General features: G+C 49.1%; 13 protein-coding genes. 7 read left to right on the top strand and 6 right to left on the bottom strand.

Going from position 1 to position 13,560, the window contains the following annotated elements; all coding sequences use genetic code 11:
* Nucleotides 1-7 precede the first annotated feature (7 nt).
* Entirely contained in the window at nt 8-1,276 is a 1,269-nt protein-coding gene (locus SHD_RS15220; RefSeq protein WP_039978517.1) for an ATP-binding protein, read from the top strand.
* A 28-nt stretch (nt 1,277-1,304) separates the two neighbouring features.
* Here SHD_RS15220 and SHD_RS15225 read toward each other — a convergent pair whose 3' ends face one another.
* Nucleotides 1,305-1,613, bottom strand: coding sequence for a DUF1289 domain-containing protein (locus SHD_RS15225; protein WP_023267922.1), 309 nt, complete (start codon nt 1,611-1,613; stop codon nt 1,305-1,307).
* A gap of 157 nt (nt 1,614-1,770) precedes the next feature.
* Between SHD_RS15225 and SHD_RS15230 the strand changes: the two genes are divergently transcribed.
* On the top strand, nt 1,771-2,307 hold the full coding sequence (locus SHD_RS15230; RefSeq protein ID WP_023267923.1) for a DUF4136 domain-containing protein: 537 nt from the start codon (nt 1,771-1,773) through the stop codon (nt 2,305-2,307).
* Nucleotides 2,308-2,442: 135 nt separating this feature from the next.
* Here SHD_RS15230 and cysM read toward each other — a convergent pair whose 3' ends face one another.
* Nucleotides 2,443-3,321, bottom strand: a complete 879-nt coding sequence (gene cysM, locus SHD_RS15235) for a cysteine synthase CysM (protein WP_039978518.1) — start codon at nt 3,319-3,321, stop codon at nt 2,443-2,445.
* Between the two features lie 206 nt (nt 3,322-3,527).
* Here cysM and cysP point away from each other — a divergent pair, with 206 nt between their 5' ends.
* From cysP to SHD_RS15255, 4 genes are all read left to right on the top strand, one after another.
* Complete coding sequence (cysP, locus tag SHD_RS15240) at nt 3,528-4,535, top strand: thiosulfate ABC transporter substrate-binding protein CysP (protein WP_023267925.1); 1,008 nt, start codon at nt 3,528-3,530, stop codon at nt 4,533-4,535.
* A gap of 183 nt (nt 4,536-4,718) precedes the next feature.
* Nucleotides 4,719-5,564 (top strand): sulfate/thiosulfate ABC transporter permease CysT, encoded by an 846-nt coding sequence (gene cysT, locus SHD_RS15245; RefSeq protein WP_023267926.1) that lies wholly within the window; start codon nt 4,719-4,721, stop codon nt 5,562-5,564.
* A gap of 9 nt (nt 5,565-5,573) precedes the next feature.
* The gene (gene cysW, locus SHD_RS15250; RefSeq protein WP_011627003.1) at nt 5,574-6,443 is read left to right on the top strand and encodes a sulfate ABC transporter permease subunit CysW; all 870 of its coding nucleotides are present in this window, start codon (nt 5,574-5,576) and stop codon (nt 6,441-6,443) included.
* Nucleotides 6,440-7,570, top strand: a complete 1,131-nt coding sequence (locus SHD_RS15255) for a sulfate/molybdate ABC transporter ATP-binding protein (RefSeq protein WP_023267927.1) — start codon at nt 6,440-6,442, stop codon at nt 7,568-7,570. The genes cysW and SHD_RS15255 overlap by 4 nt, the downstream gene beginning before the upstream one ends.
* Nucleotides 7,571-7,693: 123 nt before the next feature.
* Here SHD_RS15255 and SHD_RS15260 read toward each other — a convergent pair whose 3' ends face one another.
* The 4 genes from SHD_RS15260 to SHD_RS15275 all read right to left on the bottom strand — a co-directional run bounded on the left by SHD_RS15260 (nt 7,694) and on the right by SHD_RS15275 (nt 11,966).
* Nucleotides 7,694-8,839, bottom strand: a complete 1,146-nt coding sequence (locus SHD_RS15260; protein ID WP_023267928.1) for an HlyD family secretion protein — start codon at nt 8,837-8,839, stop codon at nt 7,694-7,696.
* 1 nt (nt 8,840) lies between these two features.
* Nucleotides 8,841-9,257 carry a DUF3302 domain-containing protein gene (locus SHD_RS15265; RefSeq protein ID WP_039978519.1) on the bottom strand — a complete coding sequence of 139 codons (417 nt, stop codon included), beginning with the start codon at nt 9,255-9,257 and terminating at the stop codon, nt 8,841-8,843.
* A 536-nt stretch (nt 9,258-9,793) separates the two neighbouring features.
* Complete coding sequence (locus tag SHD_RS15270) at nt 9,794-10,249, bottom strand: hypothetical protein (protein ID WP_039978520.1); 456 nt, start codon at nt 10,247-10,249, stop codon at nt 9,794-9,796.
* Between the two features lie 229 nt (nt 10,250-10,478).
* A complete protein-coding gene (locus tag SHD_RS15275; RefSeq protein WP_023267931.1) occupies nt 10,479-11,966 on the bottom strand; it encodes an AAA family ATPase in 1,488 nt (495 codons plus the stop codon).
* Nucleotides 11,967-12,183: 217 nt separating this feature from the next.
* Between SHD_RS15275 and purT the strand changes: the two genes are divergently transcribed.
* A complete protein-coding gene (purT, locus tag SHD_RS15280) occupies nt 12,184-13,359 on the top strand; it encodes a formate-dependent phosphoribosylglycinamide formyltransferase (protein WP_023267932.1) in 1,176 nt (391 codons plus the stop codon).
* Nucleotides 13,360-13,560: the final 201 nt, after the last annotated feature.

Genomic DNA, 13,560 nt, shown 5'->3' on the forward strand with positions numbered 1-13,560 from the left:
AGCAGCCGTGAAACGTCTCTTTATCAGCTTATATTTACTGCTAAGCCTCAGTTTTCTAGGCATAGGTTGGACACTGGACAGCCTGTGGCAGAAAAATGTGGATGAAAATAATGCGTTAGACGCTCCTCTGGTTGCGTTAGCCCAGTTGCTAACTCAGCTGCCAGAGGACAGCCGTAAAGCCTACCTTGAGGCATTACCGAGCCATGCTCAGCTGCCTCTCAATCTACTCAGCCCAGATCAAATCGCGCTAGCCAAAGATCAACAGCTCACTCCTAACCATGTGGTCACCACCACAACCAGCGAAGGCGAACAATTCCAGTTTATTCAGGTTGGCGAGCAAGTGTTAATGGCAGGCCCCATAGAGATAGACCCAAGAGCCTCACTGCGGAATCTGTTTACGCTGTTTTTCTATCTCTCGTTAGCGTTAGTTGCGCTGATTTGGGTCGGCCCGCTGTCGCGGGATTTAAGCATCTTACGTAAGGCCACCAAGGATTTTGGCGAAGCTAAATGGGATACACGCATTAGCCTCTCCAACCGCTCACAGGTTAAACCCTTAGCGAACACTTTTAATGAAATGGCGCGCCATATAAGCGCGTTAATCGAAAACCAAAAGCATTTATCCAATGCGGTTTCCCATGAGATCCGCACCCCACTCGCGCGGCTGAAATTCGCCCTCGCCCTAATGCCCATGTACTGCCAGCCCGATTCCGACGAGCAAAAGCGTCAGGATTTTCTCAATGAGATGCAGCTCGATATTAAGGAAATGGAAAACCTGCTGCAGGAACTGCTGACTTACGCCAGTCTAGAGGCTCAGCGCGAAGGCACACCTTTGGACGAATACGATCTGCTCAGCTTAGTTAACCAGAGCATCAAACGCTTAAGCAGCTTAAGTGATACCCCCATCAGCTTACAGGCGGAGATGACGACTCTCCCCTTGGTCGGCGAACCCGCACTGATTGAACGCGCACTGCAAAACCTGCTGACCAACGCCCAGCGCTTTGCTCGCCATCAAATCTTAATTGAAGTCAGCCAAACCCCGCAAAGGGTGACGTTGAGTGTGAGCAATGATGGAGAGCCTATTCCCGAGGTGGATTTACCTATGGTGTTTGAGCCCTTTTACCGCAGCCAATCGGTGCAAAATGGTAACAAGGGTCATGGCTTAGGTCTGGCGATTATCAAACGAATTATGCAGCGTCATCAGGGCGAAGTGAGCGTCAGTAGCAATCCCACTCAAACGCGTTTTACCTTAAGCTGGCCGAAGAAGCGGGAAATTTAACGCCTTTAATCATGTTCTTAAAATAAGATTACTCCTCGAAATCAAAATCCCCAAGGTCTAATTCGGCTGCGTCTTGCGGCTCAAAATCGAGTTGTGGATTAAGTGCCGCCCTCTCCTGCTCAAGTGCTTGCTGACGGGCTTTATATAAGGCCAACTGCCGCCGACGTTTACGTTGGTGGCATAAACGGATCACATCATGCTTTTGGGCATCGGTAAAATGCAACCAATTGAATCGCTCCTCACGATTACGCAGGCAACCTTTGCAATAGCCGCGGGCATCGGTTTGGCACACACCGATGCAGGGGCTAGGTATTTCGAAAAAGGCTAACTGTTCCATGATGTTGAGCAACTCTACCAGTTAAGCATCTAAAGTGCGTGACCTTAGATACACAAGTAAAACAATACAAAAATTAAACACTTTTCACTAAATTACTTGCAGTCTTACTGTTAATCAAGGCACATTGAACAGAGTTTGTACAAATTGGAGTGTCATCATGGGATACAAAAATATCGCCAGTCTGTTTGTTGCTTTAGTTTTAGTTGGCGCCTGCAGCAGTAAGCCGAAAAACGATTACGATATCAATTACGACTTTAAGACATTACAGAGCTTCGCCCAGCTCGCTCCACAGCCCAGCGACGACCCACTCAGCGCCCAGCGCATTCAAACCGAAATCACCCAACAGTTAAGCCAAAAAGGCTTTACTGAAAATGCCTCTTCCCCCGATTTTAAAGTTGCCTATGGCTTACTGACCCAAGATAAGACCAAAGACTCAGGCCTATCAATAGGCTTAGGCACGGGCAGTTTTGGCCGTTCTGGCGGTATTGGTATAGGCACAAGCGTCGGCGTGCCGCTTGGCAGTGACACGGCAAAAATTCAAACCATTCAAATTGATATTATCGACACTAAAACCAATAAGCTGATTTGGCGCGGCACCGATAGTTTCGATTTTGATGGAGGCGGCGATAAAAAAGCTCAAGACACAGCCAAAGCCGTTAGCCGGATTTTGGCGCAGTTTCCACCGCAGCCATAATCATTGGGCCATTATGATTTAAGCGATGCTTGAAACTATGAGTGCTTAAGCAATAAGTGATAAAAATGGGCGATACACGCCCATTTTTATTGCATAAGAAATCCCAAATGCGAGGATCAGTGGATAAAACGCGGCTTAAGAAAATAACCCAGATGACAGATAACGGTCGCCCCTATCGCACACAATTGCAACTACAACGGCCCCCTGATTCTGCCTCGCAATCTCGAGCGCCGCAAACACAGCACCGCCAGAACTCACGCCAGCACAAATACCTTCTTCACGGGCCAAGGTTCTCGCCATGGCTTTCGCATCTTGCTCCTCAATATCCATCACTGCATCGACACGGGCAGCATCGAAAATACCCGGTAGATATTCCTGCGGCCAGCGGCGGATCCCCGGAATCGAACTACCATCGGCGGGTTGCAAACCGACAATGGTGATATCGGGATTACGACTCTTTAAATACTTCGACACCCCCATAATGGTGCCAGTGGTACCCATGCTGGAGACAAAATGAGTGACCTTACCTTGGCTCTGCTGCCAAATTTCAGGGCCAGTGGTCTGGAAATGGGCGTTGGCGTTATCTTGATTATTGAACTGATCCAGCACCTTACCTTTGCCTTGTGCCTGAAGATCTAAGGCCAAATCCCGCGCGGCTTCCATATTGTCCACCAGCAACAATTCGGCGCCATAGGCCTGCATGGCATCCTTACGCTCTTGGGTCGAATTTGACGGCATAATCAGGATCATCTTGTAGCCTTTAATCGCCGCAGCCATGGCTAGGGCGATACCCGTATTGCCACTGGTGGCTTCAATCAGGGTATCCCCGGGGGCAATCTCTTGGCGAAGCTCCGCCTGAATAATCATATTCAGCGCCGCACGATCCTTTACCGAGCCAGCAGGGTTATTCCCCTCCAGCTTTAACAATACCGTTGAGCTACCACAATCAAGCCGCTGTAAACGCACCAGCGGAGTTTGCCCAATACAGGCTTCAATAGTCGGAAAGTCAGACACTTGGATGATCCTTTTGATAAAGCGATTCAGCATAGGGTTATTTTAAGGGGGTTAGCCACAACAAACACGATGAATCTCACCTGAAGCATACAATTATTCGCTCATAGTTATTCAAAAAAGTTCTATTTGTATGGCTTTTTATAAATAAAATCTTCTATTACTCTATTCCTATACACTGACACAGTTGCCAGATTAAGGAGTACAAAATGCCAGTAAAATTGACTAAGGCCCTGCTGGGAACCCTATTACTGGGAACCTCCCTCAATGTGGCAGCCGCCGATCAGACACTCTTAAATTCCTCGTACGATATCGCGCGGGAATTATTCAATGCCTATAACCCTGTTTTTGCTAAACATTGGCAAGAACAAACCGGCAAGACCGTTGAAATCAAGCAATCCCATGCGGGTTCTTCCGCCCAGGCTCGTTCGATTCTTCAGGGCTTACCCGCCGATGTCGTGACCTTTAACCAAGTCACCGATGTACAAATTCTGCATGACCGCGGCAAGTTAATCCCAGAAAACTGGCAACAACTGCTGCCGAATGCCAGCTCACCTTACTACTCTACCATCGCGTTTTTGGTGCGTAAGGGTAATCCAAAGCAAATCAGCGACTGGAATGATTTAGCTAAAGATGACGTTAAGCTGGTGTTCCCGAACCCAAAAACCTCGGGTAATGCTCGCTACACCTACTTAGCAGCCTTAGGTTATGCCCAGAAAAACTATGGCAAAGATAATCAAGCCTCATTAGATGAGTTTTTGAAGAAGTTCCTCGGTAACGTTGCCGTATTTGATACGGGCGGCCGTGGTGCAACCACGTCGTTTGTTGAGCGTGGTATCGGCGATGTGCTGATCACCTTCGAATCTGAAGTGAACAATATTCGTCAGCAATATGGTGCCGATGATTACCAAGTTGTCGTGCCAAAAACCTCGATTCTGGCGGAATTCCCTGTTGCCGTCGTTGAGAAAAACGCAAAGCGTAACGGCACGCAAGAACTAGCAACCGAGTATTTAAACTATCTATACAGCGAAGAAGCACAACGTTTGTTAGCCGGATTCAACTACCGCATTCACAACGAGAAAGTGGTTGCTGAATTTACCAAACAGTTCCCAGCGGTTGAGTTAATGACCGTTGAGCAAATCATAGGTAACTGGGACAACGCGATGAAGACTCAATTTGCCAATGGCGCCAAACTGGATCAGTTATTAAAACGTTGATCATCCGCTTGGGTAGTTAAATCACCAAATCCACAACCCGGGCAATGTCCCGGGTTTTGTGGTTATATCGCGGCAAGGGACAAAGTTGCTATAACAAGTAGTCTTTATCGCGATTGAGCAATAACGTGCTAATGGCATAATAATATTGGATGAACTCCATTAACCTTATCGGGTGGTTATTCAGTGATATTTAATAATGGGCGCTTACGCCACAAGCGGGTTTTGCCGGGGTTTAGTATCAGCCTAGGTGTGTCTTTGTTATTTGTTAGCTTGATTCTCTTGCTCCCCACCACTGGCCTGATCATGCAAACCAGCCAGATGAGCTGGGCCGAGTATTGGGGCGTGATTGCCGATCCCCGCGTGCTGGCAAGTTATAAAGTCACTATTTTATCTGCACTGGCCGCCTCCCTGTTTAACTGCCTTTTCGGTCTGTTACTCGCCTGGGTGTTGGTGCGTTACGAGTTTCCGGGTAAACGCCTCCTCGACGCCTTAGTCGATTTACCCTTTGCCTTACCCACAGCCGTCGCGGGTATTACCTTAGCCACTCTCTATGCTGAAAATGGTCAGATTGGTAGCCTATTGGCCGAAATTGGCATCAAAGTGGCCTACACGCCATTGGGGATTGTGGTTGCGATGATCTTCACCAGCATTCCCTTCGTGGTGCGAACAGTCCAGCCAGTACTGGAAGAATTATCCCATGAGGAAGAAGAAGCAGGCATGACCTTAGGCGCAACCGATGGCGCCGTGTTTTGGCGGGTGATTTTACCTTCCCTCTGGCCTGCTTTAGTGGTCGGTACGGCGCTGTCTTTTACCCGCAGTCTGGGTGAGTTTGGCGCCGTGATTTTTATCGCAGGTAATATGCCCTACATCAGTGAGATCACCTCCCTGATGATTTTCGTTCGTCTACAGGAATTTGATTTTGCTGGCGCCAGCGCCATTGCCTCCGTCGTGCTGCTGACGTCGCTGTTGCTGCTACTGCTGATTAACCTGTGGCAGGCGCGTTATTTACGCCGCATTCACGGCCGATAAGGAGCCACCATGAACTCATTTAAACCTTTAAGAGTCGGTGAAGCGCCTCTCATCAAATGGAGCCTAATCACCCTAGCCGTGTTCTTGGCCATGGTGTTGTTGCTACTGCCCTTAGTCAGTATTTTTCAGCAGGCCTTCGTTGGTGGTTGGGAACGTTATATCGAGCATCTGAGCCAACCCGACTCACTCCACGCCATTGGGCTAACCCTTATGGTCGCGGCGCTGACCGTGCCGATTAACTTAGTGTTTGGGGTGCTGCTCGCTTGGAGCGTAACGCGCTTTGAGTTTCCGGGGCGTAAGTTACTCATCACCTTGATTGATATTCCCTTTGCCGTATCGCCCGTGGTCGCGGGCTTGCTCTATCTACTGCTTTACGGCAACAGTGGCTGGCTCGGCGCTTGGCTATTTGAGCACGATTTACAAATCATGTTTGCCTGGCCGGGGATTCTGTTAGTCACCATTTTCGTGACCTGTCCCTTTGTTGCCCGAGAATTAATCCCCTTGATGCAACAACAGGGCGCATCGGAGGAAGAGGCCGCGGTTATTCTTGGCGCTTCATGGTGGCAACTGTTTCGCCGCGTGACGCTACCCAATATCAAGTGGGCGCTGATTTATGGGGTGATCCTCACCAATGCCAGAGCCGTGGGTGAGTTTGGTGCCGTTGCCGTAGTATCAGGCAATATCCGCGGTGAAACCAACACCTTACCTTTGCATGTGCAATTACTTTACGAAGATTATCAGGCCGAAGCCGCCTTCGCGAGCGCGTCACTGCTTGCCTTGATCGCCCTATGTACCTTACTGCTAAAAGCCTTAGTAGAGTGGCGCCAACAACGCAGCTTATCCGCCAATGACAACCAAGAGCAGAGCCAATCATTATGAGTATTCGTTTAACTAATATTTCCAAAAAATTTGGCCAATTTCAGGCGCTCTCGCCGCTCAATCTGGATATTCAAGAAGGCGAGATGATAGGTCTTCTCGGCCCTTCTGGCTCGGGTAAAACCACCCTATTGCGAATTATTGCTGGCCTTGAGGGCGCGGATAGCGGCCAAATCCATTTCGGTAATCGCGATGTGACCCAAGTGCATGTACGCGATCGCAGAGTCGGGTTTGTGTTTCAAAACTACGCCCTGTTCCGCCATATGACGGTCGCCGACAACGTCGCCTTTGGGCTCGAAGTCATTCCGAAAAAACAGCGACCTTCTAAGGCCGAAATCCAAAAGCGCGTCAGCCATTTACTCGAAATGGTGCAACTTGGCCACCTAGCACAGCGCTACCCTGAGCAGCTTTCGGGCGGACAAAAACAGCGTATCGCCTTGGCACGCGCCTTAGCGACTCAGCCCGAAGTACTGTTACTGGATGAGCCCTTTGGCGCCCTCGATGCCAAGGTGCGTAAAGAACTGCGCCGCTGGTTGCGCAGTCTTCACGATGAGCTGAAATTCACTAGCGTGTTTGTGACCCACGATCAGGACGAAGCCTTAGAGCTTTCCGATAGAGTGGTGGTGATGAGCAACGGCAATATCGAGCAGGTCAATACTCCGATTGAGTTGTATGCCCAACCCAATAGCCGCTTTGTGTTTGATTTCTTAGGTAACGTCAATCGGTTTGAAGCGAGCTGGCAACAAAATCGTTGGACCAATGGTGACGCCTTCTTAGTACCGCCAGAACAAGCGCCACTGCAACAAAACGGCGCGCTCTATGTGCGTAGCCATGAGCTGGCACTGGCGGATAAGCCCAACAGCCAAGCCCATATTCCCTTTACCATAGTGGCAATAACACCGGTGGGCGCAGAAGTGCGTGTCGAACTGGCGCCTATCGGCTGGCAGAGTGAAGAACTGTGGGAAGCCACCTTTACCCACCACCATCTGCAAGAATTAGGACTGCAAAAAGGCAGTGTGGTCTACGCCACCCCAAGAACGGCTTATTTCTTTGGTGAACAAGGTGATGGCTCGCCTGTGCGTCAAAGCTGGCCCTTCCTCCCGCCGGGCAGCTTGGCCTTCGATATTTAATCGCAGCCAGCATTCGTCTACTGCACATAACAAAAAAGCGCTGACAGTCATGTCAGCGCTTTTTTTATTCACTCTTGGCAGCTTAACACCAGCTCTAAGCGAAGTCGTTAGCGTAAAACTCTGCTAGTGCCCATCGAAGAACAGATAGTTTAACCAGCCCTGCATCCGCAGCAGCACTTTACGCATCACGGCGACATGGTGAAAATGTTCTGTATACACAGCCACTTGTCCCGCAACGCCCGCCGGGAATTGGCGACGTATCGCGTCATCTTCAATATCGATTAATACGATAACCCGACCACTTTGGAACAGTTGATTAGACGACTGCAGCGTACCATTCATCTGAATTTCCCCCTCAGCCATCGCGGGGAGAACCTTAGCGACTTTACCCTTAAACACTTGCCCGGGCGCCGCATCTAATACCACTTCTGCCTCATCCCCTTCTTGCAAACGCAGCAGGGAATTTTGCCAGAATGCGCCAGCAAAATAACGCTGCTCGTCGGGGATAAAACTCATCACCGGCCGTAAAGGTAAAGGCACCGCCATCGCACCTGGGCGCAGCGCCATTTGGGTGACAATACCATCGGCCGGAGCCCGCACTACGGTTTGCTCGAGATTATAGAGCGCGCTTTCAAGATCCCCCTGTAGTCCAGCAACTTTAGAATTCACCCCATCCACATTGGACTCATAGGCAAGACGTGCGCGTAACTCTTCGGCTCGTGCCGCTGTAAGTTGTGCTTCAGAGGCTAAATACAATTGTTGTTTATTGTCTAATTCCAGTGCAGTAAAAGGCGAGTTAGCCCCACCTTTACGATGGCCTTGTTCATAACGATCATAGGCTGACTTATTGCGATCTCTATCTGCGGCAACTCTCGCCACATTTGCCTTAGCGGTTTCCAATGCTGCCTCAAGTTGTGGCACCTCTTGCTCCGCTGCTAACAACGCCGCTTTTTTAGTTTTAACAACAGCTTCATAGGGCGTTGGATCGATGCGAAACAACACATCCCCTTGTTTAATCGGCGTATTAGGTTTGACATCAACAGAAGTGACTATACCTTTCACAGCTGGCGTAATGGGAATGGTCACATAGTATTCCCGCGCGAAACGGGAATAGGGATGGTTGTAGTTCATTATCAGCAATAGCGCCCCAATCAACACTACGCCCCCTAATACGGCGGTTGGCACTGTCCATTTGTTCATTGGGATCTTAAACACTTTAAAAATCACAATACAGATCGAGGCGTAGGTTAATATCAGTAGTAAATCCATGTTACACCTCGGCTTTTGGGCTAGTTTCGGTCACACTAGCTTCTGTGGTTATCGCATCTATTGGCTTGTTTACCGCAGGCACTGCTGTCGATTCCAGTTGTTCAAGCTTTGCCTGTAAGGCCAATACCGTTTCCCTTAACGCTTTAACATCATCCTCCAATGCCTGCTCGCGCTTCATCACAGTGCTAAATCCCCAGCCTCGGTCCTCTCGATACAAGGTCGCCCAAATCCATAAAAAAGGCCAAATCGCATGTAGCGTGAATAAACTGACCCAGCCAGCGATATGCAATGCATCCTGCTGGGGATGATTGCGCTTTTTCGCAATTTCATAGGGGATATCGTGGATGGCAATCACGCCATAGAAGATCACCACTATGACAAAAAACAAAATGCCTAAGGCAAAATAATCCAAAAACATGTTCAGCTCCCACTCCCTTCCCGATCTTAATTTCGGTAAAACCATCCATACCAAAATCGTGCTTTGTCCCGCCGTGTCGTTCAATTTGCGACACAATATAGATCTACACCATGAAAACAAATTCGCAACAAATCCATCTAAATAGCTTGATCAAAAACACAATTGTTTATTTCGGTGCGGCTAATGGCATCCAAAGATGCACTATCAGTAACGACGAATTGCGATAGCTAAGGTGAGATTGTTGTTTGCCAAATGCAGCAAACGGCTGGGCTAAGATAGCTCAAAAGCCTAGGCCTAGGCCTTTTGTTTTGAGAAGGCGCTAGCGTGAGTAAGCAACGCGTAACGTAAGCAAAGACAAGATTTGCAGTAAGCTAATATCAGCTTAGGTTTTTATGGGGAAACACCCGATGGTGAGGCGAGCACACCAAGGCTGGATAACAATATGATGGCTCACTCTGAGTATTAACCCAAGAATACAAAACCCAAGTGTTTAATTTAAAACGTATTTAATGTAAAAATATTTAACTTCAAGCGAGTTAGCATCGTTCTTGCCACTGACACTCGACTAAATTGAACTCATAGTGGCTATCATGGGGAGCGATATTGGCGTTTAATTTAAAGCTTTGGCCACCCGCGGCAATCCAGCACTTGGAGAACCATTCAATAAGCGCGTTTGTTGCAATCTGCCAGGGGTCAAGATCTTCATCCTTTTCGATATATTCCTCTTCAAATTCATCTGGATAAACATGGTCTATGTCGAGTAAATGAGGATTAACTGGCGAGGCGTATGCAGCCTTGCCATCGATATCCATAAAAAATACCCGCACCGGGAATTGGGATGAAAAACTATCGGCAAAGACCTCAAATGCCAGCGTGACTACCTCTTGGGGATAGTCATGCTCAATCAATTGCTTAAGAACGGGCTGTAACTTATCGGTGAGATTGTCTAAGTAGCCACCGACTTTTTCTGTAAACTCTTGCTCGAAACTCATCTCTTCCCTGCTTATCATGCTCTACGACTGGAATGGCAAATATTACTCAAGCTAAAAACTTGCCATTAAAACTGAAAAATCATCCATATCGACCAGTAAGTTAACATCGACGGCGCTGATATCCAACTCTATTATCTAATCCGAAACACGCACGACATTTAAAGTGGTTTCGAAGAGGATAAGGCTAAGCCGCCCAATACGCCGCGAGCACTCATCGTGTGTTAAGTTGCTACTCATGGGCATTGACTGTGCGCCCTGCGGCCCATTGCCTGAGGGCATTAATCTTATCGCCCATCACTATGGATAACGGTTTGGTTTTTGTCAGTTCTTCTAACAACATGTCTTGATCGAGCGCTCGCGCTAAACTGCGGGCGCTGTACATGGCGGCGATCACGGCCTGCTCGATTTCAGCTCCCGAAAACCCTTGGCTATGCCGCGATAGCTGCGCAAGATCGAGCCGAGTCACATCGATACCACGGCGCTGGCAATGGATTAAGAAAATCGCCTTACGGATGGCTTCGTCGGGCAAATCAACAAAAAAGATTTCATCCATTCGCCCCTTACGCATCAGCTCGGGCGGCAGCGCTTGAATATCGTTGGCGGTGGCGACCACAAATACCTCGGACTTACGCTCCGCCATCCAAGTCAACAGTGTGCCAAGAATGCGGGTCGAAGTGCCCTCATCACTGCTACTGCCGCTTAAGCCTTTCTCTATTTCATCAATCCAAAGGATACAGGGCGACATCATATCGGCCAGCTCGAGGGCGTTACGCAAGTTCTTTTCAGTTTCGCCTATGTACTTGTTATATAAGGCGCCCATATCGAGCCTGAGCAAGGGGCGTTGCCACACTCCCGCCACCGCTTTGGCCGCAAGACTCTTGCCACTGCCCTGCACCCCGAGTAATAACACGCCCTTTGGAGTATCGGGTTGTACCGCGGCCTTGGCATCGGTGGTTACCTGCGCCACTGGCGCGCGCTGCTTTAACCATTTTTTGAGATTATGTAATCCGGCAATCTGGGAAAAATCACTGGTGTCGTACTCAAATTGCAATATGCCGTTGAGGTCGAGCAGCTGGAATTTGGCTTTGTTAATAAGGTCCACATCCGAATGGGTAATGGCGCCATCATCCACAATGGCCTTATGTATCAATCGTCTGGCATCATCTAAGGTCACACCGCGCAGGTTTTCCGCCAGTTTAACCACGGCTTTATCATCCACAGTGAGCGGCATGCCTTGGCCGCGCACCTTATCCACTTCAAGGTAAATCAAATTCTCCAGCTGCGAGGTGCTCGGCAGAGTGAGCTGAAAATAGGCGCAATAACGCTTAATTTCGGGCGGGATCTCAAAGGCATGGCTCACTAGCACCAGCGTGTGTTGCAGCGCATCGTATTCGAGGGCGATTTCTTTCAGCAGACGGACATTCTTTGGCGCATCAATCACAAAGGGATGAAAATCACAGAGCACATAAATCCCCTGCTGGGTCGTCGATTTAATCTGCCCCAAGATATCGCCAGGTTCAGTATTAAATTTCTGCGCAGGCATTGGCTTATCAACCCGCGTCAACCCTTGGGTAATACTCCAAGTAAATAAGGGCTGATAAAGCACATTCGCCACCCGCTTAAGCATGTCTACAACACGGTATTCCTCATAGGTTTCAATCACCACGATGGGCGTTTTAGAACGTAGTACAGCGGTCAAATCGCGAATGTCTTGCATATCTTAAGTCCATAATCCGTTATGAAACCAAAAGTTAACATAAAACACCGCTACAAACAGGATTTTTACCACACCCAAGCACTAATCACCCTTAAATAGCTTGATCAAAAACACAGTTGTTAATTTCAGTCTCATGCTTTGCCGCCAATCGGGGTAGACTATGGCCCAAGAACGTCCGAAGGCGTCAATTATCCCAATATAAAAAGGTACCCACACCATGATAGGAACTCCTTACACCGAGGGCGCTCGACGCGCCATGTTGCTTGGCTGCGGTGAGCTAGGTAAAGAAGTCGCCATTGAGTTACAACGCTTAGGCGTTGAAGTGATTGGCGTCGATCGTTATCCCAATGCCCCTGCCATGCAAATTGCCCATCGCTCCCATGTGATCAATATGCTCGATGCCAAGGCCCTTCGCGCCATTATTGAGCTAGAAAAGCCCCACTTAGTGATCCCAGAAATTGAAGCCATCGCCACTCAAACCTTAGTCGAGATGGAAACCGAAGGCCTCAATGTCGTGCCGACCGCACGTGCGACTCAGCTGACCATGGACAGAGAAGGTATTCGTCGCCTCGCAGCCGAAACCTTAGGTCTGCCGACCTCGCCCTATTTCTTCTGCGACACTGAAACCGAGTTTAATCAAGCCATTGGCAAGATTGGCGTACCCTGCGTGGTCAAACCCGTGATGAGTTCATCGGGCAAGGGCCAAAGTGTTATCCGTGATGCGGCCCAAAGCGCCAAAGCCTGGCAATACGCCCAAGAAGGCGGCCGTGCGGGCGGTGGCCGTGTGATTGTCGAAGGCTTTATCCCCTTCGATTACGAAATCACCCTATTAACCATTAGTGCGGTTAACGGCATCCACTTCTGCGCACCAATTGGCCACAGACAAGAAGACGGCGACTACCGAGAGTCATGGCAACCTCAAGCCATGTCGGACGACGTACTAGCAAAATCCCAAGCAATCGCCAAAAAAGTGGTGGAAGCCCTCGGCGGCTACGGCTTATTTGGGGTCGAGCTGTTTGTGAAGGGCAGCGATGTCTACTTCTCTGAAGTCTCGCCTCGTCCGCATGATACCGGCTTAGTCACCTTAATTAGCCAAGATTTATCCGAGTTTGCACTGCATGTTAGGGCGATTCTTGGTCTGCCGATCCCGAATATCCACCAACATGGCCCCAGCGCTTCGGCGGTCGTATTGGTGGAAGGCAAATCGAAAAACATTCGCTATCAAGGTCTTGCCGATGCCTTGGCAGCGGAGAATACTCAGCTCAGATTATTTGCGAAGCCTGAAATCGATGGTCGTCGCCGTTTAGGGGTGGCCCTCGCCCGCGATAAAGATATCGAAAGCGCGGTCAACAAAGCACTGGATAGCGCATCTAAGGTAAAAGTGATTTTCTAGGAATGAATGCATAACGACTTGTCACCGGCAACTTAGTGTTCTGTACCGTGATCAGCACCGCGCCCAGCACTATTACTGGGCGCATTATTAAGGCATTTAAGCCAAGTTAACCGCCATACTCACTTCTACTCAAATTGATTTCGCGTCTAATGCAAAAGCCTGATGCAATCCAAGGTGGTTTTGAGGCATAGTAGCCCTCTA

It is taken from the genome of Shewanella decolorationis S12 (genome assembly GCF_000485795.1).
Lineage (GTDB): Bacteria > Pseudomonadota > Gammaproteobacteria > Enterobacterales > Shewanellaceae > Shewanella > Shewanella decolorationis.

Bases quoted from the DNA above. Each gene is read 5' to 3' on its own strand.
- SHD_RS15275 (WP_023267931.1), bottom strand. From the start codon at position 11,966: ATGCAAGACATTCGCGATTTGACCGCTGTACTACGTTCTAAAACGCCC.
- SHD_RS15255 (WP_023267927.1), top strand. From the start codon at position 6,440: ATGAGTATTCGTTTAACTAATATTTCCAAAAAATTTGGCCAATTTCAG.
- SHD_RS15225 (WP_023267922.1), bottom strand. From the start codon at position 1,613: ATGGAACAGTTAGCCTTTTTCGAAATACCTAGCCCCTGCATCGGTGTG.
- SHD_RS15260 (WP_023267928.1), bottom strand. From the start codon at position 8,839: ATGGATTTACTACTGATATTAACCTACGCCTCGATCTGTATTGTGATT.
- SHD_RS15230 (WP_023267923.1), top strand. From the start codon at position 1,771: ATGGGATACAAAAATATCGCCAGTCTGTTTGTTGCTTTAGTTTTAGTT.
- cysW (WP_011627003.1), top strand. From the start codon at position 5,574: ATGAACTCATTTAAACCTTTAAGAGTCGGTGAAGCGCCTCTCATCAAA.
- purT (WP_023267932.1), top strand. From the start codon at position 12,184: ATGATAGGAACTCCTTACACCGAGGGCGCTCGACGCGCCATGTTGCTT.
- cysP (WP_023267925.1), top strand. From the start codon at position 3,528: ATGCCAGTAAAATTGACTAAGGCCCTGCTGGGAACCCTATTACTGGGA.
- SHD_RS15265 (WP_039978519.1), bottom strand. From the start codon at position 9,257: ATGTTTTTGGATTATTTTGCCTTAGGCATTTTGTTTTTTGTCATAGTG.
- SHD_RS15270 (WP_039978520.1), bottom strand. From the start codon at position 10,249: ATGAGTTTCGAGCAAGAGTTTACAGAAAAAGTCGGTGGCTACTTAGAC.